23 protein-coding genes and 1 pseudogene are annotated in these 20,820 nt (G+C 64.5%); 21 read left to right on the forward strand and 3 right to left on the reverse strand.

The genetic code is table 11. The features are described 5' to 3' along the window. The first annotated feature begins 50 nt into the window (after positions 1 to 50). The 10 genes from pyrR to ACLEJP_RS11650 all read left to right on the forward strand — a co-directional run bounded on the left by pyrR (position 51) and on the right by ACLEJP_RS11650 (position 10,837). Positions 51 to 569: a bifunctional pyr operon transcriptional regulator/uracil phosphoribosyltransferase PyrR gene (pyrR, locus tag ACLEJP_RS11605; RefSeq protein ID WP_440806522.1), complete on the forward strand. Its 519-nt coding sequence runs from the start codon at positions 51 to 53 to the stop codon at positions 567 to 569. Between the two features lie 13 nt (positions 570 to 582). After that, positions 583 to 1,587 carry an aspartate carbamoyltransferase catalytic subunit gene (locus ACLEJP_RS11610; RefSeq protein WP_170033196.1) on the forward strand — a complete coding sequence of 335 codons (1,005 nt, stop codon included), beginning with the start codon at positions 583 to 585 and terminating at the stop codon, positions 1,585 to 1,587. Next, positions 1,584 to 2,855: a dihydroorotase gene (locus ACLEJP_RS11615; RefSeq protein ID WP_440806525.1), complete on the forward strand. Its 1,272-nt coding sequence runs from the start codon at positions 1,584 to 1,586 to the stop codon at positions 2,853 to 2,855. The genes ACLEJP_RS11610 and ACLEJP_RS11615 overlap by 4 nt, the downstream gene beginning before the upstream one ends. 196 nt (positions 2,856 to 3,051) lie before the next feature. After that, the gene (gene hslV, locus ACLEJP_RS11620) at positions 3,052 to 3,582 is read left to right on the forward strand and encodes an ATP-dependent protease subunit HslV (RefSeq protein WP_025340909.1); all 531 of its coding nucleotides are present in this window, start codon (positions 3,052 to 3,054) and stop codon (positions 3,580 to 3,582) included. Positions 3,583 to 3,658: 76 nt separating this feature from the next. Beyond that, complete coding sequence (gene hslU / locus ACLEJP_RS11625) at positions 3,659 to 5,002, forward strand: ATP-dependent protease ATPase subunit HslU (RefSeq protein ID WP_015272084.1); 1,344 nt, start codon at positions 3,659 to 3,661, stop codon at positions 5,000 to 5,002. A 163-nt stretch (positions 5,003 to 5,165) separates the two neighbouring features. Continuing rightward, the gene (locus ACLEJP_RS11630) at positions 5,166 to 5,543 is read left to right on the forward strand and encodes a gamma-butyrobetaine hydroxylase-like domain-containing protein (RefSeq protein ID WP_085621741.1); all 378 of its coding nucleotides are present in this window, start codon (positions 5,166 to 5,168) and stop codon (positions 5,541 to 5,543) included. Between the two features lie 269 nt (positions 5,544 to 5,812). Continuing rightward, positions 5,813 to 7,492, forward strand: coding sequence for a class II poly(R)-hydroxyalkanoic acid synthase (phaC, locus tag ACLEJP_RS11635; RefSeq protein ID WP_440806529.1), 1,680 nt, complete (start codon positions 5,813 to 5,815; stop codon positions 7,490 to 7,492). A 62-nt stretch (positions 7,493 to 7,554) separates the two neighbouring features. Next, the gene (phaZ, locus tag ACLEJP_RS11640) at positions 7,555 to 8,406 is read left to right on the forward strand and encodes a poly(3-hydroxyalkanoate) depolymerase (RefSeq protein ID WP_440806532.1); all 852 of its coding nucleotides are present in this window, start codon (positions 7,555 to 7,557) and stop codon (positions 8,404 to 8,406) included. Between the two features lie 120 nt (positions 8,407 to 8,526). Continuing rightward, a complete protein-coding gene (gene phaC / locus ACLEJP_RS11645; protein WP_440806533.1) occupies positions 8,527 to 10,209 on the forward strand; it encodes a class II poly(R)-hydroxyalkanoic acid synthase in 1,683 nt (560 codons plus the stop codon). Between the two features lie 13 nt (positions 10,210 to 10,222). Continuing rightward, the gene (locus ACLEJP_RS11650) at positions 10,223 to 10,837 is read left to right on the forward strand and encodes a TetR/AcrR family transcriptional regulator (protein WP_440806535.1); all 615 of its coding nucleotides are present in this window, start codon (positions 10,223 to 10,225) and stop codon (positions 10,835 to 10,837) included. Between the two features lie 121 nt (positions 10,838 to 10,958). On the opposite strand, the gene ACLEJP_RS11655 is transcribed toward ACLEJP_RS11650, so the two are convergent. The 3 genes from ACLEJP_RS11655 to ACLEJP_RS11665 all read right to left on the reverse strand — a co-directional run bounded on the left by ACLEJP_RS11655 (position 10,959) and on the right by ACLEJP_RS11665 (position 12,585). Beyond that, on the reverse strand, positions 10,959 to 11,759 hold the full coding sequence (locus ACLEJP_RS11655; RefSeq protein ID WP_440806537.1) for a phasin family protein: 801 nt from the start codon (positions 11,757 to 11,759) through the stop codon (positions 10,959 to 10,961). 10 nt (positions 11,760 to 11,769) lie between these two features. Then, entirely contained in the window at positions 11,770 to 12,189 is a 420-nt protein-coding gene (locus ACLEJP_RS11660; protein WP_440806538.1) for a phasin family protein, read from the reverse strand. 120 nt (positions 12,190 to 12,309) lie between these two features. Then, positions 12,310 to 12,585 carry a polyhydroxyalkanoic acid system family protein gene (locus tag ACLEJP_RS11665; protein WP_440806540.1) on the reverse strand — a complete coding sequence of 92 codons (276 nt, stop codon included), beginning with the start codon at positions 12,583 to 12,585 and terminating at the stop codon, positions 12,310 to 12,312. Positions 12,586 to 12,709: 124 nt separating this feature from the next. On the opposite strand from ACLEJP_RS11665, the gene ubiE reads away from it, so the two are divergent. The 11 genes and pseudogenes from ubiE (at position 12,710) to ACLEJP_RS11720 (ending at position 20,750) form a co-directional block, all read left to right on the forward strand. After that, positions 12,710 to 13,480 carry a bifunctional demethylmenaquinone methyltransferase/2-methoxy-6-polyprenyl-1,4-benzoquinol methylase UbiE gene (ubiE, locus tag ACLEJP_RS11670; RefSeq protein WP_225779533.1) on the forward strand — a complete coding sequence of 257 codons (771 nt, stop codon included), beginning with the start codon at positions 12,710 to 12,712 and terminating at the stop codon, positions 13,478 to 13,480. After that, complete coding sequence (locus tag ACLEJP_RS11675; RefSeq protein WP_440806544.1) at positions 13,480 to 14,103, forward strand: ubiquinone biosynthesis accessory factor UbiJ; 624 nt, start codon at positions 13,480 to 13,482, stop codon at positions 14,101 to 14,103. Before ubiE ends, ACLEJP_RS11675 begins: the two co-directional genes overlap by 1 nt. Further along, a complete protein-coding gene (gene ubiB, locus ACLEJP_RS11680) occupies positions 14,100 to 15,719 on the forward strand; it encodes a ubiquinone biosynthesis regulatory protein kinase UbiB (protein WP_440806547.1) in 1,620 nt (539 codons plus the stop codon). Before ACLEJP_RS11675 ends, ubiB begins: the two co-directional genes overlap by 4 nt. Before the next feature lie 72 nt (positions 15,720 to 15,791). Further along, the gene (hisI, locus tag ACLEJP_RS11685; protein ID WP_440806548.1) at positions 15,792 to 16,184 is read left to right on the forward strand and encodes a phosphoribosyl-AMP cyclohydrolase; all 393 of its coding nucleotides are present in this window, start codon (positions 15,792 to 15,794) and stop codon (positions 16,182 to 16,184) included. Position 16,185: 1 nt separating this feature from the next. After that, positions 16,186 to 16,521 (forward strand): phosphoribosyl-ATP diphosphatase, encoded by a 336-nt coding sequence (locus ACLEJP_RS11690; protein WP_440806550.1) that lies wholly within the window; start codon positions 16,186 to 16,188, stop codon positions 16,519 to 16,521. Positions 16,522 to 16,585: 64 nt separating this feature from the next. Beyond that, positions 16,586 to 16,858, forward strand: a complete 273-nt coding sequence (locus tag ACLEJP_RS11695; protein ID WP_225779538.1) for a twin-arginine translocase TatA/TatE family subunit — start codon at positions 16,586 to 16,588, stop codon at positions 16,856 to 16,858. Positions 16,859 to 16,861: 3 nt separating this feature from the next. Next, positions 16,862 to 17,239: a Sec-independent protein translocase protein TatB gene (tatB, locus tag ACLEJP_RS11700; protein ID WP_440806552.1), complete on the forward strand. Its 378-nt coding sequence runs from the start codon at positions 16,862 to 16,864 to the stop codon at positions 17,237 to 17,239. Then, positions 17,236 to 18,027, forward strand: a complete 792-nt coding sequence (gene tatC / locus ACLEJP_RS11705; RefSeq protein ID WP_225779540.1) for a twin-arginine translocase subunit TatC — start codon at positions 17,236 to 17,238, stop codon at positions 18,025 to 18,027. The genes tatB and tatC overlap by 4 nt, the downstream gene beginning before the upstream one ends. After that, positions 18,024 to 18,731, forward strand: a complete 708-nt coding sequence (locus ACLEJP_RS11710; protein ID WP_440806554.1) for a 16S rRNA (uracil(1498)-N(3))-methyltransferase — start codon at positions 18,024 to 18,026, stop codon at positions 18,729 to 18,731. The genes tatC and ACLEJP_RS11710 overlap by 4 nt, the downstream gene beginning before the upstream one ends. Positions 18,732 to 18,950: 219 nt before the next feature. Next, positions 18,951 to 19,895 (forward strand): annotated as a pseudogene (locus ACLEJP_RS11715) (methyl-accepting chemotaxis protein); the annotation flags it as partial. Between the two features lie 141 nt (positions 19,896 to 20,036). After that, entirely contained in the window at positions 20,037 to 20,750 is a 714-nt protein-coding gene (locus ACLEJP_RS11720; RefSeq protein ID WP_440806600.1) for a methyl-accepting chemotaxis protein, read from the forward strand. Positions 20,751 to 20,820: the final 70 nt, after the last annotated feature.

Genomic DNA, 20,820 nt, shown 5'->3' on the forward strand with positions numbered 1-20,820 from the left:
TCATCTTTGCCGCCGGGCCCCGCCCGGCGCACCCTTCCAAGGAGCCCGCAATGAGCCTACCCAATCCCGCCGAGCTGATCCGGCAGATGGCTGTCGACCTTCGCGCCCACCTGGCCCGCCGGGCAATTACCGAGCCACGCTATATCGGTATCCGCACGGGCGGCGTCTGGGTTGCCCAGGCCCTGCAGGAAGCCATGGGCGACAGCAGCCCGATGGGCACCCTGGACGTCTCGTTCTACCGCGACGACTTCAGCCAGAACGGCCTGCACCCGCAGGTGCGTCCTTCCGAGCTGCCGTTCGAGGTCGAGGGCCAGCACCTGATACTGGTGGATGACGTGCTGATGAGCGGCCGCACAATCCGCGCCGCACTCAATGAACTGTTCGATTACGGCCGCCCGGCCAGCGTTACCCTGGTCTGCCTGCTGGACCTGGATGCCGGCGAACTGCCAATCCGCCCGAATGTACTCGGCGCCACCCTGTCGCTGGCCGCCCATGAACGGGTAAAATTGACCGGACCCGCACCGCTCGCCCTCGAGCGCCAGGACCTCGCCAACGCTTCCGCCCTTTAAGAGTCCCCCCGCGATGACGCCAATCGACGCCAAGCGCCCGCTGCAGCTCAATGACCAGGGCCAGCTGCGCCACTTCCTCTCGCTCGACGGTTTGCCCCGCGAACTGCTCACCGAGATCCTCGACACCGCCGACTCGTTCCTCGAAGTCGGTGCCCGGGCCGTGAAGAAAGTCCCGTTGCTGCGCGGCAAGACCGTGTGCAACGTGTTCTTCGAGAACTCGACCCGTACCCGTACCACCTTCGAACTGGCAGCCCAGCGCCTGTCGGCCGACGTGATCAGCCTGAACGTGTCGACTTCCTCGACCAGCAAGGGCGAGACCCTGTTCGACACCCTGCGCAACCTCGAAGCCATGGCCGCCGACATGTTCGTGGTACGCCACTCGGATTCCGGCGCCGCGCACTTCATCGCCGAGCACGTGTGCCCCGAGGTTGCAGTGATCAACGGCGGTGATGGCCGCCATGCGCACCCGACCCAGGGCATGCTCGACATGCTCACCATTCGTCGCCACAAGGGCAGCTTCGAGAACCTGTCGGTGGCCATCGTCGGTGACATCCTGCACTCGCGCGTAGCCCGCTCCGACATGCTCGCGCTGAAAGCGCTGGGCTGCCCGGACATTCGCGTGGTCGGCCCGAAAACCCTGATCCCGGTCGGTATCGAGCAGTATGGCGTGAAGGTCTACACCGACCTCGCTGCAGGCCTGAAAGACGTCGATGTGGTGATCATGCTGCGCCTGCAGCGTGAGCGCATGGCCGGCGGCCTGCTGCCCAGCGAAGGCGAGTTCTACCGCCTGTTCGGCCTGACCACCGCGCGCCTGGCCGGCGCCAAGCCCGATGCCATCGTCATGCACCCTGGCCCGATCAACCGCGGTGTGGAAATCGAGTCGGCGGTGGCCGACGGCAAGCATTCGGTGATCCTCAACCAGGTCACCTATGGTATCGCCGTGCGCATGGCCGTGCTGTCCATGGCCATGAGCGGGCAGAACGCGCAACGTCAATTCGACCAGGAGAACGCCCAGTGACCGTCAGTATTCTTGGCGCCCGGATCATCGACCCGAACAGTGGCCTCGACCAGGTCACCGACCTGCACCTCGACGGCGGCCGCATTGCCGCCATCGGCGCCGCCCCGGCCGGGCTCAGCGCCAGCCGCACGATCGACGCCGCCGGCCTGGTCGCCGCGCCAGGCCTGGTGGACCTCGGCGTGTCGCTGCGCGAGCCGGGCTACAGCCGCAAAGGCAACATCGCCAGCGAAACCCGCGCCGCCGTGGCCGGCGGCGTCACCAGCCTGTGCTGCCCACCGCAGACCAAGCCGGTGCTGGACACCTCGGCGGTGGCCGAGCTGATCCTCGACCGCGCCCGCGAGGCCGCCAACAGCAAGGTCTACCCGATCGGTGCGCTGACCAAGGGCCTGGAAGGCGAGCAGCTGGCCGAGCTGGTGGCCCTGCGCGACACCGGCTGCGTGGCCTTCGGCAACGGCCTGAAGGAAATCCCCAACAACCGTACCCTGGCGCGTGCCCTGGAATACGCCGCCACCTTCGACCTGACCGTGGTGTTCCACTCCCAGGACCGCGACCTGGCCCAGGGCGGCCTGGCCCATGAAGGCGCCATGGCCAGCTTCCTCGGCTTGCCGGGCATCCCGGAAACCGCCGAGACCGTGGCCCTGGCGCGCAACCTGCTGCTGGTGGAACAGACCGGCGTACGTGCGCACTTCAGCCAGATCACCAGTGCCCGTGGCGCGCGGCTGATTGCCCAGGCCCAGGCCCTGGGCCTGCCGGTCACCGCCGATGTCGCGCTGTATCAGCTGATACTCACCGACGAGTCGCTGCGTGAATTCTCCAGCCTGTACCACGTGCAGCCGCCGTTGCGCACCGCCGCCGACCGTGACGGCCTGCGCGAGGCCGTGAAGTCGGGGGTGATCCAGGCGATTTCCAGCCACCACCAGCCACACGAGCGCGACGCCAAGCTGGCCCCGTTCGGTGCCACCGAGCCGGGCATCAGTAGCGTCGAGCTGCTGCTGCCGCTGGCCATGACCCTGGTACAGGACGGTCTGCTCGACCTGCCAACCCTGCTGGCGCGCCTGAGCAGCGGCCCGGCAGCAGCCCTGCGCCTGCCGGCCGGTGAGCTGAAGGCGGGCGGCGCCGCCGACCTGGTGCTGTTCGACCCGCAAGCCTCGACCGTGGCCGGCGAGCAGTGGTTCTCGCGTGGCGAGAACTGCCCGTTCATCGGCCACTGCCTGCCGGGTGCGGTGCGTTACACCTTGGTCGACGGGCATGTCTGCCACGAGGCCTGAGTAAAAGCCATTCACGGGCACGCCCGCTCCCACAGCAGATCACTGTCCCCTGTGGGAGCGGGCATGCCCGCGAACGCTCTTGCACGGTGCCCCCTGCCAAGCGCGACCATTCATCCCCTGCGGTTGAAATCCTTCCCCCCACCCCCATATGAGTCTGCATCAGGCACTTTCGCCCCGCTGCGTGGAGACTCTCCCCTTGACCACCATCGTTTCTGTCCGCCGTAACGGCAAAGTCGTCATGGGCGGCGACGGCCAGGTATCCCTCGGCAACACCGTGATGAAAGGCAACGCCAAGAAAGTGCGCCGCCTGTACCACGGCCAGGTCATCGCGGGCTTCGCCGGCGCTACCGCCGATGCTTTCACCCTGTTCGAGCGCTTCGAAGGCCAGCTGGAAAAACACCAGGGTCACCTGGTTCGTGCTGCCGTGGAACTGGCCAAGGAATGGCGTACCGACCGTTCCCTGAGCCGCCTGGAAGCCATGCTGGCGGTAGCCAACAAGGATGCTTCGCTGATCATCACCGGCAACGGCGACGTGGTCGAACCGGAAGACGGCCTGATCGCCATGGGTTCCGGCGGTGCGTACGCCCAGGCCGCTGCACGCGCCCTGCTGAACAAGACCGACCTTTCCGCCCGGGAAATCGCCGAGACCGCCCTGAACATCGCTGGCGACATCTGCGTCTTCACCAACCACAACCTGACCATCGAGGAGCAGGACCTGGCCGAGTGATTCAGCTGTTCTGGCGCCCCCGCCCGGTGCGGGGGCTTTTCCACGCTGACTCATCTGCCCAAGGACCCAACTGATCATGTCCATGACCCCCCGCGAGATCGTCCACGAACTCAACCGTCACATCATCGGCCAGGATGACGCCAAGCGCGCCGTGGCCATTGCCCTGCGCAACCGCTGGCGGCGCATGCAGCTGCCTGCCGAGCTGCGTGCCGAAGTCACGCCGAAGAACATCCTGATGATCGGCCCTACCGGCGTCGGCAAGACCGAGATCGCCCGCCGCCTGGCCAAGCTGGCCAACGCGCCGTTCCTCAAGGTCGAAGCCACCAAGTTCACCGAAGTGGGCTACGTCGGCCGCGACGTCGAGTCGATCATCCGCGACCTGGCCGATGCCGCGCTGAAAATGCTCCGTGAGCAAGAAATCATACGCGTGCGCCACCGCGCCGAAGACGCTGCCGAAGACCGCATTCTCGACGCCCTGTTGCCGCAGGCGCGGGTCAGCAGCTTCGCCGAGGAAGCCGCGCAGACCAGCACCGATTCCAACACCCGCCAGCTGTTCCGCAAGCGCCTGCGCGAAGGCCAGCTGGACGACAAGGAAATCGAGATCGAAGTGGCCGATGCCGTGGGCGTCGAGATTGCCGCACCACCCGGCATGGAAGAAATGACCAACCAGCTGCAGAGCCTGTTCGCCAACATGGGCAAAGGCAAGCGCAAGGCACGCAAGCTGAAGGTCAAGGAAGCGCTGAAGATGGTTCGCGATGAAGAAGCGAGCCGCCTGGTCAACGAGGAAGAACTCAAGGCCAAGGCCCTGGAAGCGGTCGAGCAGCACGGCATCGTGTTCATCGACGAAATCGACAAGGTTGCCAAGCGTGGCAACGTTGGCGGCGCCGACGTGTCCCGCGAAGGCGTGCAGCGCGACCTGCTACCACTGATCGAAGGCTGCACCGTCAACACCAAGCTGGGCATGGTCAAGACCGACCATATCCTGTTCATTGCCTCGGGTGCGTTCCACCTGAGCAAGCCGAGCGACCTGGTGCCCGAGCTGCAAGGGCGCCTGCCGATCCGCGTGGAACTCAAGGCCCTGACCCCGGAAGACTTCGAGCGCATCCTGCAGGAACCGCACGCGTCGTTGACCGAACAGTACCAGGCCCTGCTGAAGACCGAAGGGCTGAACATCGAGTTCCTGGCGGACGGTATCAAGCGCCTGGCCGAGATCGCCTACCAGGTCAACGAGAAGACCGAGAACATCGGCGCCCGCCGCCTGCACACCCTGCTCGAGCGCTTGCTCGAAGAGGTGTCGTTCAGTGCCGGCGACCTGGCCAGCACCCATGACGAAGCGCCGATCCAGATCGACGCAGCGTATGTGAACAGCCACCTGGGTGAGCTGGCGCAGAACGAAGACTTGTCGCGTTACATCCTGTAAAAACGGCGTCGACTGCTTCGCGGGCACGCCCGCTCCCACAGGATCACCACAGACCCAGAGCATGTGATGATCCTGCGGGAGCGGGCGTGCCCGCGAAGAGGCCCTTGAATCCCTCCATCATAAGCTGGAAGCTTGCTTCATCAGCTCCCGAGAGATTCCGCCCATGGCCCGCCTGCCCACCGCCATCAACCTGCACAAAGCCTCGAAAACCCTCAGCCTCACCTATGCCCCTGGCGAGGTCTACCACCTGCCCGCCGAATTCCTGCGCGTGCACTCCCCCTCGGCCGAGGTCCAGGGCCATGGCAACCCCATCCTGCAGTTCGGCAAGATCAATGTCGGCCTCAGCGGCCTGGAACCTGCCGGCCAATATGCACTGAAACTGGTCTTCGACGATGGCCATGACAGCGGGCTGTTCACCTGGGAATACCTCGAACAGCTGTGCCTGCGCCAGGAACAGCTGTGGGCCGAGTACCTCGACGAACTGCACAAGGCCGGAAAATCCCGCGACCCCGCCGAATCGGTGGTGAAACTCATGCTCTAGCGCAAGGCCCCCAGCGTTTAGAGCGCATTTTCTAGAATCATCTGTTTGAATGCCTTATAGACACCCAGTGAAGGGCTGTCTTGCGCATTACATGAAAGTCGGGTAACCAATGGGGAGTGGCAAGTTCCCTGCATCACTTTGCAGGTAGCAACAACCCTCGCAGCACCGCTGTTCCTTATCACTGGTCACCCGAGTAGCAGTACCGGGCTCAGCACTGTGCACCCGCCACAGCAAACCGGTACTCGTCTCAGGACAACGGAGCGTCGTAGATGAGTAACAAGAACAACGATGAGCTGCAGCGGCAAGCCTCGGAAAACACCCTGGGGCTCAACCCGGTCATCGGTATCCGCCGCAAGGACCTGTTGAGTTCGGCACGTACCGTGCTGCGCCAGGCCATGCGCCAACCGCTGCACAGCGCCAAGCATGTGGCCCACTTTGGCCTGGAACTGAAGAATGTGCTGCTGGGCAAGTCCAGCCTGGCCCCGGAAAGCGACGACCGTCGCTTCACCGACCCGGCCTGGAGCCACAACCCGCTGTACCGCCGCTACCTGCAAACCTACCTGGCCTGGCGCAAGGAGCTGCAAGACTGGATCGGCAGCAGCGACCTGTCGCCCCAGGACATCAGCCGCGGCCAGTTCGTCATCAACCTGATGACCGAAGCCATGGCCCCAACCAATACCCTGTCCAACCCCGCGGCGATCAAGCGTTTCTTCGAAACCGGTGGCAAGAGCCTGCTCGACGGCCTGTCCAACCTGGCCAAGGACATGGTCAACAACGGTGGCATGCCCAGCCAGGTGAACATGGACGCCTTCGAAGTGGGCAAGAACCTGGGCACCAGCGAAGGCGCCGTGGTGTACCGCAACGATGTGCTGGAGCTGATCCAGTACAAGCCCATCACCGAGCAGGTGCATGCGCGTCCGCTGCTGGTGGTGCCGCCGCAGATCAACAAGTTCTACGTGTTCGACCTCAGCCCGGAAAAGAGCCTGGCGCGCTTTTGCCTGCGCTCGCAGCAACAGACCTTCATCATCAGCTGGCGCAACCCGACCAAGGCCCAGCGTGAGTGGGGCCTGTCGACCTACATCGATGCGCTCAAGGAAGCCGTCGACGCGGTACTGGCGATTACCGGCAGCAAGGACCTGAACATGCTCGGTGCTTGCTCAGGCGGTATTACCTGCACCGCCCTGGTGGGCCACTATGCCGCCCTTGGCGAGCACAAGGTCAATGCCCTGACCCTGCTGGTGAGCGTGCTGGACACGACCATGGATACCCAGGTCGCGCTGTTCGTCGACGAGCAGACCCTGGAAGCCGCCAAGCGCCACTCCTACCAGGCCGGTGTGCTCGAAGGCAGCGAGATGGCCAAGGTATTCGCCTGGATGCGCCCCAACGACCTGATCTGGAACTACTGGGTCAACAACTACCTGCTTGGCAACGAGCCCCCTGTGTTCGACATCCTGTTCTGGAACAACGACACCACGCGCCTGCCGGCCGCGTTCCACGGTGACCTGATCGAGATGTTCAAGACCAACCCGCTGACCCGCCCCGGTGCCCTGGAAGTGTGCGGCACGCCGATCGACCTGAAGCAAGTGCAGTGCGACATCTTCAGCGTGGCCGGCACCGCCGACCACATTACCCCGTGGCAGTCGTGCTACCGTTCGGCACACCTGTTCGGTGGCAAGATCGAGTTCGTGCTGTCCAACAGCGGGCATATCCAGAGCATCCTCAACCCGCCAGGCAACCCCAAGGCGCGCTTCATGACCGGTGCGGATCGCCCGGGTGACCCGGTGGCCTGGCAGGAAAACGCCACCAAGCATGCCGACTCGTGGTGGCTGCACTGGCAAAGCTGGCTGGCCGAGCGGGCCGGTGAGCTGAAGAAGGCACCGACACGCCTGGGCAACCGGGCCTACGGTGCCGGCGAGGCTGCACCGGGGACTTACGTCCACGAGCGATAAAGCTGCAGCGCCGTGGCCACCTGCGGGGCGCCACGGTGTTCATTCACCCAAGAGTCACGCGCATGCCGCAACCCTATATCTTCAGGACCGTCGAACTGGACGACCAGTCCATCCGCACCGCCGTCCGCCCGGGCAAGCCACACCTGACGCCGTTGCTGATCTTCAACGGTATCGGCGCCAACCTGGAGCTGGTGTTCCCGTTCATCGAAGCACTGGACCCGGACCTGGAAGTCATCGCCTTCGACGTACCCGGGGTCGGCGGCTCGTCAACCCCGCGCCACCCGTACCGCTTTCCCGGGCTGGCCAAGCTGACCGCACGCATGCTGGATTACCTCGACTACGGCCAGGTCAATGTCATTGGCGTGTCCTGGGGCGGCGCCCTGGCCCAGCAGTTCGCCCACGATTACCCCGAGCGCTGCAAGAAGCTGGTGCTGGCCGCCACCGCAGCCGGTGCGGTGATGGTGCCCGGCAAGCCCAAGGTGCTGTGGATGATGGCCAGCCCGCGGCGCTACGTACAGCCGTCGCACGTCATCCGGATTGCGCCATTGATCTATGGTGGCGGCTTCCGACGCGACCCGGAGCTGGCCATGAAACATGCCGCCAAGGTGCGCTCCGGCGGCAAGATGGGCTACTACTGGCAGCTGTTCGCCGGGCTTGGCTGGACCAGCATCCACTGGCTGCACAAGATCCAGCAGCCAACCCTGGTGCTGGCCGGCGACGACGACCCGTTGATCCCGCTGATCAACATGCGCCTGCTGGCCTGGCGGATTCCCAATGCCCAGCTACACATTATCGACGACGGCCATCTGTTCCTGATCACCCGGGCCGAGGCCGTCGCCCCGATCATCATGAATTTCCTTCAGCAAGAACGACAGCGCGCCGTCATGCACCCTCGCCCGGTTTCGGGCGGGTAGATCGACGCGGCCTTCTGCGCGGTTACGCCCGCGCCCCACAGGGACGGCGCTGACCCCGTGGGGGCGGGCATGCCCGCGAAGGTCTCGACAGCGGAACGGCTCAGACGAGGGAGTGTTGCCATGAAAGACAAGCCGGCCAAAGGAACGCCAACGCTTCCCGCCACCCGCATGAACGTACAGAACGCCATCCTCGGCCTGCGCGGGCGTGACCTGTTGTCCACGTTGCGCAATGTCAGCCGTCATGGCCTGCGTCACCCGCTGCATACCGCACACCATCTGTTGGCCTTGGGCGGCCAACTGGGCCGCGTGCTGCTGGGCGACACACCGCACCAGCCGAACCCGCGCGACCCACGCTTCAACGACCCTACGTGGAGCCAGAATCCGTTCTACCGCCGCGGCCTGCAGGCTTATCTGGCCTGGCAGAAGCAGACCCGCCTGTGGATCGAGGAAAGCCACCTGGACGACGATGACCGGGCCCGGGCGCACTTTCTGTTCAACCTGATCAACGACGCCCTGGCGCCTAGCAATTCGCTGCTCAACCCACTGGCGGTCAAGGAGCTGTTCAACACCGGCGGGCAGAGCCTGCTGCGCGGCGTGGCTCACCTGCTCGACGACCTGCGCCACAACGACGGCCTGCCGCGCCAGGTCGACGAGCGTGCCTTCGAGGTGGGCGGCAACCTGGCCGCGACCCCAGGCGCAGTGGTGTTTCGCAACGAGCTGCTGGAGCTGATCCAGTACAAGCCGATGAGCGAAAAGCAGCACGCCCGGCCACTGCTGGTGGTGCCGCCGCAAATCAACAAGTTCTACATATTCGACCTCAGCCCGACCAACAGCTTCGTGCAGTACATGCTGAAGAGCGGCCTGCAGGTATTCATGATCAGCTGGCGCAACCCCGACCCGCGCCACCGCGAATGGGGCCTGTCCAGCTACGTGCAAGCGCTGGAAGAAGCGCTCAACACCTGCCGCAGTATCAGCGGCAACCGCGACCCCAACCTGATGGGCGCCTGCGCCGGCGGCCTGACCATGGCCGCGCTGCAAGGCCACCTGCAGGCCAGGCAGCAACTGCGCCGGGTGCGCAGCGCTACCTACCTGGTCAGCCTGCTGGACAGCAAGTTCGAGAGCCCGGCCAGCCTGTTCGCCGACGAGCAGACCATCGAGGCGGCCAAACGCCGCTCCTACCAGCGTGGCGTGCTCGACGGCGCCGAGGTGGCACGGATATTCGCCTGGATGCGGCCCAATGACCTGATCTGGAACTACTGGGTCAACAACTATCTGCTCGGCAAGACGCCACCGGCCTTCGACATCCTGTACTGGAACGCCGACAGCACGCGCCTGCCCGCTGCCCTGCATGGTGACCTGCTGGACTTCTTCAAGCTCAACCCGCTGACCTATCCGGCCGGCCTGGAGGTGTGCGGTACTCCCATCGACCTGCAGAAGGTCGATCTCGACAGTTTCACCGTCGCCGGCAGCAACGACCACATCACCCCTTGGGACGCGGTGTACCGTTCGGCCTTGCTGCTGGGTGGCGACCGGCGCTTCGTGCTGGCCAACAGCGGGCATATCCAGAGCATCATCAACCCGCCTGGCAACCCCAAGGCCTATTACCTGGCGAACCCCAAGCTGCCCGGTGACCCGCGCGCCTGGTTCCACGACGCCAAGCGCAGCGAGGGCAGCTGGTGGCCGTTGTGGCTGGACTGGATCACCCAGCGCTCCGGCCCGCTCAAGGCACCGCGCAGCGAGCTGGGCAATGCCACCTATCCTCCGTTGGGGCCCGCACCGGGTACCTACGTGATGACCCGCTGAGCCTGCCGACGGGATGAAGACTCGCGACCGTATCCTCGAATGCGCCTTGCAGCTGTTCAACCAGCAGGGCGAGCCGAACGTCTCCACCCTGGAGATCGCCAATGAACTGGGCATCAGCCCGGGCAACCTGTACTACCACTTCCACGGCAAGGAGCCACTGGTACTGGGCCTGTTCGAGCGCTTCGAAGAGGCGCTGATGCCCTTGCTCGACCCACCGCTCGAGGTGCGCCTGGAGGCGGAAGACTACTGGCTGTTCCTGCACCTGATCGTCGAACGCATGGCGCAGTACCGCTTCCTGTTCCAGGACCTGTCGAACCTGACCGGGCGCCTGCCCAAGCTGGCACGCGGCATACGCAGCCTGATCAACGCGCTGAAGCGTACGCTGGCAGCGTTGCTGGCCAGCCTCAAGGGCCAGGGGCAGGTGGAAAGCGAAACCCAGGCGCTGGGCCAACTTGTGGAACAGATCACCCTGACCCTGATGTTCTCGCTGGATTATCAGCGCGTGCTTGGCCGCGAGGGGGATGTGGGGATCGTGGTGTACCAGGTGATGATGCTGGTGGCGCCGCATCTGCACGCCCAGGCGCGGGCGGCGGCAGAGCAGTTGGCGGTGCGCTACCTGGAGGGGTAGGCCTGGTGTTTCGGCACCACGGCCTTCGCGGGCAAGCCCGCTCCCACAAGGCCTGCGCTGAGCAGATGATCGGCGCGATACTTGTGGGACCGGGCGAGCCCGCGAAGCAGGTGACGCGGTATCAGATCAGGGTACCGCTGCCATTGGCTGCCGACGGCGTGCTGCTGGCTGGGGCGGCGGCAGGTGCCGGGGCGGCGGTTGCAGCTGGCGCAGCACTGCTGGCAGGCGCTGCCGGCTTGGCGGCGGCCGGTTTGGCCGGAGCCTTTTTCACCGCTGGCTTCTTCGCTGCCGCAGGCTTGGCCGCTGCCGGTTTTGCTGCGGGCTTGGTTGCCGCTGGTTTGGCTGCAGGCTTCGCCGCTGCCGTCTTGGCTGCCGGTTTTACCGCGGCTGCCTTGGCTGCCGGCTTGGCCGCCGCGGTTTTCGCCGCAGGCTTGGCCGCTGCCGCCTTGGCCAGTGGCTTGGCCGCTGCCTTGCTCGCAGCCGGCTTGGCGGCCGCACGCGACGAGACCGGCGTAACCGACGCACCGGTCAGTTTCTCGATCTGCTTGGTCAGGCTGTCCACCTGCTGGTGCAGCGCCTTGATTTCGTTGCGGCTCGGCACGCCAAGGCGCGAGATGGCGCTGTTCAGGCGCTTGTCGAAGGCCTCTTCGAGTTCGCTCCACTTGCCCAGGGCACGGTCCTTGACGCCAGACACACGCGAAGTGGTCGACGACTTGGCGGTTTCCGCCACGTCTTCAGCCGTCTTCTTCGCTTGCTTCTCGGCCTTCTCGCCATCCTTCACCAGCGAGTCGAACAGCTTCGAGCCGTCCTGGTCGATCTTCGAATAAATACCCAGCCCTGCCAGCCAGATCTTGCGGGAGTACTTCTCGATCCCGCCGACCCAGGAGCTGCCTTCCTTCTCGGAATTCTTCTTGCCAGCCATCCTGCTCTCCTTATGGTTTGTGCGCGACGCGCTCAAGCAGCTCGTGCAGCTGTTCAAGCTTGATGGACAACGCCTCAACGTCATGTTTAGACGGAATGCCCAGGCGATTCAAGGCGCGCCCTACCCGTGCGTCGAAAGCTTTTTCGATTTTGTCGAGTTGAATTTCGACCCGCCCCGGGACGCGGCTAACGGCCTGGGTCGCTTCATCGATCTGGCTGTTGGCCGCATCCAGTTCCTTGTCGATACGCTTCTTGCCCCGTTTCTCGACGCCTTCACCGGCCTTGACCAGCTCGTTGAAGTAGTCGGAGCCTTCCTGGCCCACGCGCGCATAGGCGCCGATACCCGCCAGCCAGATCTTGCGCGCGTAGCCGCGCACCTCGCCCAGCGTACCCGGGGCGTCGTCCTTTTTCTTCACAGTCACTTTGGCCATGCTCTGTACCTCATGCTCATGAGTGGAGGAGGAACCGCCCATGGAGGTTGGGCTTGAGCACAAGGTAGAGAGGGAAATTAGAATCTTCACCCTAAGGTGAAGGCAGAGCACGGCACGGGATCAGGCCAGGGCCTTGTCCAGTGCCCGCTCGATCTCGCCCTTGATCGTGCCGCTCATCATCGACAGCATCATGCCGAGCTTCAGCTCCACGCGGATGCTGTCTTCGCCGATATGCACGCTGCCGTTGGCACCGCTGCGCGCCACATCGACCCGGTCACCGTTCCAGGTAGCCTTGAGGTCGTATTCACGGACCAGCCTTTCCACCAGCGCCTCGGCCTTGGCACGGGCGGCATCACGGCCGAGGGAATGTTTGCGTTCGACGCTGATCTGAGTCATGCAGGTGTTCCTGGAGATGAAGACATAATCGGCATTATGCCCGCCCCTGCCCACTGGCACACCCCGCCAAGACAAATCCGCCCGTTCGCCCTAGAATGGCGGTAATTTTTTCCGGTGAAGCGATATGAACGACCAGCGCAAAGGCGACCAAGCCGAACCCACCACCCATTTCGGTTACCAGGACGTCCCTGAAAGCCAGAAGGCGAAGAAAGTCGCCGAAGTGTTTCACTCGGTGGCGGCCAAGTACGACCTGATGAACGACGTGCTTTCCGGCGGCATGCACCGCCTGTGGAAGCGCTTCACCATCGAGCTGTCGGGTGTACGCGCCGGCAACCGCGTACTGGACATCGCCGGCGGTACCGGTGACCTGGCCGCCAAGTTCTCGCGGCTGGTCGGACCGACCGGGCAGGTGGTGCTGGCCGACATCAACGAATCGATGCTCAAGGTTGGCCGTGACCGCCTGCTCGACCGTGGCGTGGCCGGCAACATCGAGTTCGTCCAGGCCGATGCCGAGAAGCTGCCGTTCCCGGACAACCATTTCGACTGCGTGACCATCGCCTTCGGCCTGCGCAACGTCACCCACAAGGACGAGGCCATCCGCTCGATGCTGCGTGTGCTCAAGCCGGGCGGCCGCCTGCTGGTGCTGGAGTTCTCCAAGCCGACCAACAAGCTGATGTCCAAGGCCTACGACGCCTACTCGTTCGCCTTCATGCCCCTGGCCGGCAAGCTGATCACCAACGACGCGGACAGCTACCGCTACCTCGCCGAGTCGATCCGCATGCACCCCGACCAGGAAACCCTCAAGGCCATGATGGTCGACGCCGGCTTTGACCGCGTCACCTACCACAACATGACCAGCGGCATTGTCGCCGTACACCGGGGAATCAAGCCCTGATGCTGCTGGCCGGGCTGTTCGCCAGCGTCGAACATGGCCTGAACCGCGTCCTGCGCATGGACAGCACGGCCCTGCCGCGGCTGGCCGCGCTGGAAGGCAAGGTCATCGAGATCGACTGCCGTCAACCGGCCCTGCAGGTATTCATCCTGCCCGATGAACAGGGCCTGATGCTGGCCGCCCACTGGGAAGGCGAGGTCGACTGCAGCCTGCGCGCCCCGGCCGGCAGCCTGGCGCAACTGGCGCTGGCCAGGGACAAGACGGCGGTGCTGCACAGCCCTCAGGTCGAGCTGCATGGCGACAGTGCCGTGCTGCTCGACCTGTTCGGCGTGCTGCAGGACCTGGAACTGGACTGGGAACACGAGCTGCAGCGCTGGCTCGGCCCGGTCGCCACGGCCATGCTGGCCGGGCACATCCGCCTGCGTGCGCGCTGGACCCGCCAGGGCCTGGCGCGCTTCAGCCAGAACCTTTCCGAGTACCTGGCCGAAGAGTCCCGCACCCTGGTCGGCAGACGCGAAGCCGAAGCCGCCTTCAGCGAACTCGATGCCCTCAAGCTTGATACCGAACGCCTCGAGGCGCGCATCAAGCGCCTCTCCCGATCCCTTGATACCAGCGATAACGCATGAAGCTGCTCGCCGTCCGCCGTCTTTTCCGCATCCAGCGCGTCGTCATCCGGTACCGGCTGGATGACCTGCTGTTCGACTACCCGCTGCCCTGGTGGCTGATGAGCCTGCGGCTGCTGATGCCGTGGCGCTGGCTGCCACGCAAGCCGTCCGAACTCAGCCGTGGCGCACGCCTGCGCCTGGCGCTGCAGGACCTGGGGCCGATCTTCATCAAGTTCGGCCAGTTGCTGTCGACCCGGCGTGACCTGCTGCCAACCGACATCGCCGACGAGCTGATGTTGCTGCAGGACCGCGTCCCGCCATTCGACCCGCAACACGCCGTGGCGCTGATCGAGGAACAGCTCGGTGCCAAGGTGGGCGAAGTGTTCAGCCGCTTCGACGTCGAGCCCCTGGCCTCCGCCTCGGTAGCCCAGGTGCATGCAGCCCGCCTGAAAAGCGGCGAAGAGGTGGTGGTCAAGGTGGTTCGGCCGGGCCTCAAGCCGGTAATCGCTGCGGATATTGCCTGGCTGTTCCTGATCGCCAAAGGCGCCGAGCGTGCCTCTGCCGATGCCCGCCGGCTGCATCCGGTGGAAATCGTCGGCGATTATGAAAAGACCATCTACGACGAACTCGACCTGCTGCGCGAAGCGGCCAACGCCAGCCAGCTGCGACGTAATTTCGAAGGGTCCGAGCTGATGTATGTGCCGCAGGTGTACTGGGACTGGTGCCGGCCGAAGGTGCTGGTGATGGAACGCATCTACGGCGTCCCGGTAACCGACATGGCGACCCTCGCCGATCAACGCACCGACATGAAGATGCTGGCCGAGCGCGGGGTGGAGGTGTTCTTCACCCAGGTGTTCCGCGACAGCTTCTTCCACGCCGACATGCACCCCGGCAACATCTTCGTCAGCACGGTGCGGCCCTGGAGCCCACAGTACATTGCCATCGACTGCGGCATCGTCGGCAGCCTGACGGACGAGGACCAGGACTACCTGGCGCGCAACCTGATCGCCTTCTTCAAGCGTGACTACCGCCGCGTTGCACAGTTGCACATCGACTCGGGTTGGGTCCCGGCGCACACCAAGGTCAATGAATTCGAAGCGGCGATCCGCACTGTGTGCGAACCGATCTTCGAAAAACCGTTAAAGGATATTTCCTTCGGCCAGGTGCTGATGCGCCTGTTCCAGACTGCCCGGCGCTTCAACATGGAAGTGCAGCCGCAGCTGGTACTGCTGCAGAAAACCCTGCTCAACATCGAAGGCCTGGGCCGCCAGTTGTACCCCGACCTGGACTTGTGGAGCACCGCCAAGCCGTTCCTGGAACGTTGGATGCGTGAGCGCATGAGCCCGAAAGCCGTGCTAGGCAACATCCACAGCCAGGTCGAACAGCTGCCGCACCTGGCCGACATGGCCCGTGACGTGCTCGAACGCCTGTCACAACCGCACCTGCACGATCCGCAACTCCCCGAGCGCCGGCGCCAGGGCGACCGCTGGCCGCTGCGCCTGCTGGGTGCCGGCCTGCTGGGCGGCGGTGCGGTGCTGGCGGCGGGTCCTGCCGAGGCCGCCAGCCTGGCCGCCCCGACTGCCTGGCCGGCTTGGCTGATGCTGGCTGCTGGCCTTTACCTGATCGTGCGCCAATAGCCAGCCGCGCGCATGGCTGGCACACTAGCGCAAAGGGCCCGGCACAGGAGCGGGCCCGCTTTGGAGTCGACGATGAAAGACTGGCTGGACGAGATCAAGTGGAACAGCGAAGGCCTGGTACCGGCGATCGCCCAGGACCACAAGACCGGACGCGTGCTGATGATGGCCTGGATGAACCGCGAATCGCTGGCCCTGACCGCCGCCGAACAGCGTGCCATCTACTGGTCGCGTTCGCGTGGCAAGCTGTGGCGCAAGGGCGAGGAGTCCGGGCATGTGCAGAAGCTGCATGAAATGCGCCTGGACTGCGATGCCGACGTGATCATCCTGATGGTCGAGCAACTGGGCCATATCGCCTGCCATACCGGCCGTGAAAGCTGCTTCTACCGCGTTTTCGAAGACGGCCGGTGGAAAACCGTCGACCCGGTCCTGAAGGACCCGGATGCCATCTACAGCGTAGGACACTGACATGAGCGACACCCTCAATCGCCTGGCCGACGTGCTTGAAGAACGCAAGCAAGCGGCGCCCGACAGCTCCTACGTGGCCAGCCTGTACCACAAGGGCCTGAACAAGATTCTGGAAAAGCTCGGCGAAGAATCGGTCGAGACGATCATTGCCGCCAAGGATGCTGCAGTCAGCAAGGATTACAGCGATGTCATCTATGAAACCGCCGACCTGTGGTTTCATAGCCTGGTAATGCTCAGCGCGCTGGGCCAGCATCCGCAAGCCGTGCTCGATGAACTGGAACGCCGTTTCGGGCTGTCCGGGCACGATGAGAAGGCAGCACGAACGCCTTCTGCCTGACGGGCGCCTGTGGGAGCGTGTTGCCGGATCGATTTGCTGTACACACATTTTTCAGGAGTACGAAATGGGTATCTTTGACTGGAAACACTGGATCGTCCTGCTGGTCGTCGTGGTCCTGGTGTTCGGCACCAAGAAGCTGAAGAACTTCGGCAGCGACCTGGGCGAGTCGATCAAAGGCTTCCGCAAGGCCATGAGCGACGAAGAGAACAAGCCGGCCGAGCAGACTCCGCCGCCAGCCCAGCCCGTCCCACCGGTGCAGAACACTGCCCAGCCGAACCAGGGCCATACCATCGAAGGCCAGGCCCAGCCGGTCCAAGAGCCGCAGCGGAAAGACTGACCCATGTTCGGCATCAGTTTCAGCGAGCTGCTGCTCGTCGGCCTGGTCGCCCTGCTGGTGCTCGGCCCCGAGCGCCTGCCCGGTGCCGCGCGCACGGCGGGCCTGTGGGTCGGTCGGCTCAAGCGCAGCTTCAACAGCATCAAGATGGAAGTAGAGCGCGAAATCGGCGCCGACGAAATCCGTCGCCAGCTGCACAACGAGCACATCCTGCAGATGGAAGAGGAAGCCAGACGCATCCTCAACCCGATGACCCCACCGGCACAGCCGCCGGTCACCACTGCAGTCGTGCAGCCCCCTGCGGGGCTTGAAGCCCGGCCAGTCGAGACAGCTGCCGCCCCGGCCACACCTTCCGAACCGCCCCAACCGCCGCGAGCCCCATGAGCGAGAACCCGGAACACGACCAGCCGATGCCGCTGGTATCGCACCTGACCGAACTGCGCACGCGCCTGTTGCGCTGCGTTGCCGTCATTTTCCTCATTTTTGCCGGGCTGTTCTCCTTCGCCCAGCAGATCTACACGCTGGTCTCGGCGCCGCTGCGCGAGCACTTGCCGGCGAATGCGACGATGATCGCCACCGACGTGGCCTCGCCGTTCCTGACACCGTTCAAGCTGACCATGATCGTCTCGCTGTTCCTGGCGATCCCGTTCATCCTCCAGCAGATCTGGGGCTTCATCGCACCCGGGCTGTACCGTCATGAAAAGCGCATCGCCATCCCGCTGCTGGTGTCGAGCATCCTGTTGTTCTACGCCGGCATGGCCTTCGCCTATTTTCTGGTATTCCCGCTGATCTTCGGTTTCTTCGCCAGTGCCACGCCGGAAGGCGTATCGATGATGACCGACATCGCCAGTTACCTGGACTTCGTGATGACGCTGTTCTTCGCCTTCGGCGTGGCCTTCGAGATCCCGGTGGCGGTGGTACTGCTGGTGTGGATCGGCGTGGTCGACGTGAAATACCTGAAGAAGATCCGCCCCTACGTGATCATCGGCTGCTTCGTGGTCGGCATGGTTCTCACCCCGCCGGACATCTTCTCCCAGACCCTGCTGGCCGTACCCATGTGGCTGCTGTTCGAGATCGGCGTGCTGTGCGGCAGCCTGATCCGCAAGCGCAGCGAAGCCGACGACAACGCCGCCAATGACCACAACGACCAGCCGCCAGCGACCCAGCCGTGAACCTGTTGCTTCTTGAAGAGGCCGACTTCGTCGCGGCCGACCGCGTCGTTCTTGCTGACCGGCGCTTCACCCACATGCAGGAGATCCACCGCGTGACGGTGGGCGACAATCTGCGCGTTGGCCGTATCAACGGCCTGATGGGCAAGGCCACGGTATTGCGCCTGGAAACCCACGAGGCCGAACTGGAAGTCGTCTTCGACCAGCAGCCACCGGCCAAACTGCCGTTGACCCTGGTGCTGGCCGTTCCTCGTCCGAAAATGCTGCGTCGGCTGTTCCAGACCGTAGCCACCCTGGGCGTACCGCGGCTGATCCTGGTGAACAGCTACAAGGTCGAGAAAAGCTTCTGGCAAACCCCTTTCCTGCACCCCGACAGCATTCGCGAGAACCTGATCCTCGGCCTGGAACAGGCACGTGACACTGTGCTGCCCGAGGTGATCATCGAGAAACGCTTCAAACCGTTCGTCGAAGATCGCCTGCCATCCATCGCCGCAGGCACCCTGGGCCTGGTCGGCCACCCCGGCCCCTACCCTGCCTGCCCACGTGCCGTGGAGCAAACCGTGACCCTGGCCATCGGCCCGGAGGGCGGCTGGATCCCCTACGAAGTGGAGCTGTTGGGCCAGGCCGGCCTGACGCCGGTGCAACTGGGTGAGCGCATCCTGCGGGTAGAGACCGCTGTGACCGCCCTGCTTTCACGGATATTCTGACAAACAAGTCAACTTTTACCCATAAAGTTTCCCTCCCCCGCGCCGATGGCCTTGGCAACAACAACACATATTCGTGCTGCCAAGCCGGCCAGGGGATTTCACATGTATCAATGGATCGCCCAATCGTTGGGCAACGTGAGCGTCAGTCGCAAACTGGGCCTGGGCTTTGGTCTCGTGCTGCTATTGACCCTGGCCACCACCCTGACTGGCTGGTACGGCATGGACAGCATCGTCAACCGTGGCGACAAGCTGGGTAACATCTCGGTCATTCTGGAATATACCCAGGATCTGCGCATCGCCCGCCAGCAATACCAGCGCCAGCGTGACGACGCGTCGGTGGCAGAGCTGGAAAAAGCCCTGGCCAACCTCGACCGCCAGGTTCAGCTGATGCTCACGCAGATCGAACAACCCGCCGACCGCCAGCGCCTGGAGCAACAGCGCGAGGCCGTGCGCGGCTACCAGCAGGCATTCAGCGAGCTGAAACAGGCCGGGCAACGTCGCGAGGCCAGCCGCAGCTTGCTTGGCGACACAGCCGACAAGGCCACGGAACTGGTCGGCCGCGTACAGCGTAGCCTGCTGCAAGGTGGCGATATCAGCCAATACCAGTACGCTGTTGAGGTCAGTGCCTTGCTGCAACAGGCGCGCTTCCAGGTGCGCGGCTACACCTACAGCGGCAATGCCGACTTCCAGCAAACCGCACTCAAGGCCATCGACCAGGCCCTCGCCGAGTTGCGCGCGTTGCCGGCCAAGGTGCCTGCCGAACATGCCGCCAGCCTGGACGACGCCGCCACTGCCATGGCTGGCTACCGTGACGCGGTAACCCAGTTCGGCAACGCCCAGGCCGCTACCGAGCAGGCCCTGCAAGACATGGTCGCGCACGGCACGGTGCTGTTGCAGACCAGCCAGGCGATGACCGCTTCGCAGACCGAGGTACGCAACGCCGGCGCCGCCCAGGCCAAGAGCCTGCTCGCCCTGGCCACCGCCCTGGCCCTGGCCCTGGGCTTGCTGGCGGCCTGGACCATCTCCCGGCAGATCATCATCCCGCTGCGCCAGACCCTGCGCGCCGCCGAACAGGTGGCCAGTGGCGACCTGACCCAGCAACCCCAGGTGCAACGCCGCGACGAACTCGGCCAGCTGCAGGCCAGCATGCAGCGCATGACCCAGGGCCTGCGCGAACTGATCGGCGGCATCGGCGATGGCGTCACGCAGATCGCCAGCGCCGCAGAGGAGCTGTCGGCGGTGACCGAGCAGACCAGCGCCGGGGTCAACAACCAGAAGGTCGAAACCGACCAGGTGGCGACCGCCATGAACCAGATGACCGCGACCGTGCACGAAGTGGCCCGCAATGCCGAGCAGGCCTCGGAAGCCGCGCTGGTAGCCGACCAGCAGGCCCGCGAAGGCGACCGCGTGGTGGGCGAAGCGGTGGCGCAGATCGAGCGCCTGGCGGGCGAAGTGGTCAACTCCAGCGAGGCCATGAACCAGCTCAAGGCCGAGAGTGACAAGATCGGCAGCGTGCTCGATGTGATCAAGTCGGTAGCCCAGCAGACCAACCTGCTGGCCCTCAACGCGGCGATCGAGGCCGCCCGTGCCGGTGAGGCCGGGCGTGGCTTTGCCGTGGTTGCCGATGAGGTGCGCAGCCTGGCCCAGCGAACGCAACAATCCACCGAGGAAATCGAAGAGCTGATCGCCGGCCTGCAGAGCGGCACCCAGCGTGTGGCCAGCGTGATGGACAGCAGCCGCCAGTTGACCGACAGCAGCGTCGAACTGACCCGCCGCGCCGGCAGTTCACTCGAGACCATTACCCGGACCGTGTCGTCGATCCAGGCGATGAACCAGCAGATCGCCACCGCCGCGGAACAGCAGACGGCAGTGGCCGAGGAGATCAACCGCAGCGTGATGAACGTGCGGGACATTTCCGACCAGACCTCGGCAGCCAGTGAAGAGACGGCCAGCTCAAGCGTGGAGCTGGCGCGGCTGGGTACCCACCTGCAGGGGTTGGTGGGGCGATTCAAGCTCTGATTGGGTGAATGAGTAGCCTGTGCTGTACCTGTGGAAGTGGGTTTACCCACGAGGGGGCCAGCGCAGGCTG

The organism is Pseudomonas sp. SMV7, assembly GCF_052041995.1.
GTDB lineage: Bacteria > Pseudomonadota > Gammaproteobacteria > Pseudomonadales > Pseudomonadaceae > Aquipseudomonas.

What these genes read in the sequence shown, in the direction of transcription:
- pyrR (WP_440806522.1), top strand. Translation starts at nt 51, where the DNA reads ATGAGCCTACCCAATCCCGCCGAGCTGATCCGGCAGATGGCTGTCGAC.
- ACLEJP_RS11610 (WP_170033196.1), top strand. Translation starts at nt 583, where the DNA reads ATGACGCCAATCGACGCCAAGCGCCCGCTGCAGCTCAATGACCAGGGC.
- hslU (WP_015272084.1), top strand. Translation starts at nt 3,659, where the DNA reads ATGTCCATGACCCCCCGCGAGATCGTCCACGAACTCAACCGTCACATC.
- ACLEJP_RS11630 (WP_085621741.1), top strand. Translation starts at nt 5,166, where the DNA reads ATGGCCCGCCTGCCCACCGCCATCAACCTGCACAAAGCCTCGAAAACC.
- phaC (WP_440806529.1), top strand. Translation starts at nt 5,813, where the DNA reads ATGAGTAACAAGAACAACGATGAGCTGCAGCGGCAAGCCTCGGAAAAC.
- phaZ (WP_440806532.1), top strand. Translation starts at nt 7,555, where the DNA reads ATGCCGCAACCCTATATCTTCAGGACCGTCGAACTGGACGACCAGTCC.
- phaC (WP_440806533.1), top strand. Translation starts at nt 8,527, where the DNA reads ATGAAAGACAAGCCGGCCAAAGGAACGCCAACGCTTCCCGCCACCCGC.
- ACLEJP_RS11650 (WP_440806535.1), top strand. Translation starts at nt 10,223, where the DNA reads ATGAAGACTCGCGACCGTATCCTCGAATGCGCCTTGCAGCTGTTCAAC.
- ACLEJP_RS11655 (WP_440806537.1), bottom strand. Translation starts at nt 11,759, where the DNA reads ATGGCTGGCAAGAAGAATTCCGAGAAGGAAGGCAGCTCCTGGGTCGGC.
- ACLEJP_RS11660 (WP_440806538.1), bottom strand. Translation starts at nt 12,189, where the DNA reads ATGGCCAAAGTGACTGTGAAGAAAAAGGACGACGCCCCGGGTACGCTG.
- ACLEJP_RS11665 (WP_440806540.1), bottom strand. Translation starts at nt 12,585, where the DNA reads ATGACTCAGATCAGCGTCGAACGCAAACATTCCCTCGGCCGTGATGCC.
- ubiE (WP_225779533.1), top strand. Translation starts at nt 12,710, where the DNA reads ATGAACGACCAGCGCAAAGGCGACCAAGCCGAACCCACCACCCATTTC.
- ACLEJP_RS11675 (WP_440806544.1), top strand. Translation starts at nt 13,480, where the DNA reads ATGCTGCTGGCCGGGCTGTTCGCCAGCGTCGAACATGGCCTGAACCGC.
- ubiB (WP_440806547.1), top strand. Translation starts at nt 14,100, where the DNA reads ATGAAGCTGCTCGCCGTCCGCCGTCTTTTCCGCATCCAGCGCGTCGTC.
- hisI (WP_440806548.1), top strand. Translation starts at nt 15,792, where the DNA reads ATGAAAGACTGGCTGGACGAGATCAAGTGGAACAGCGAAGGCCTGGTA.
- ACLEJP_RS11690 (WP_440806550.1), top strand. Translation starts at nt 16,186, where the DNA reads ATGAGCGACACCCTCAATCGCCTGGCCGACGTGCTTGAAGAACGCAAG.
- ACLEJP_RS11695 (WP_225779538.1), top strand. Translation starts at nt 16,586, where the DNA reads ATGGGTATCTTTGACTGGAAACACTGGATCGTCCTGCTGGTCGTCGTG.
- tatB (WP_440806552.1), top strand. Translation starts at nt 16,862, where the DNA reads ATGTTCGGCATCAGTTTCAGCGAGCTGCTGCTCGTCGGCCTGGTCGCC.
- tatC (WP_225779540.1), top strand. Translation starts at nt 17,236, where the DNA reads ATGAGCGAGAACCCGGAACACGACCAGCCGATGCCGCTGGTATCGCAC.
- ACLEJP_RS11720 (WP_440806600.1), top strand. Translation starts at nt 20,037, where the DNA reads ATGAACCAGATGACCGCGACCGTGCACGAAGTGGCCCGCAATGCCGAG.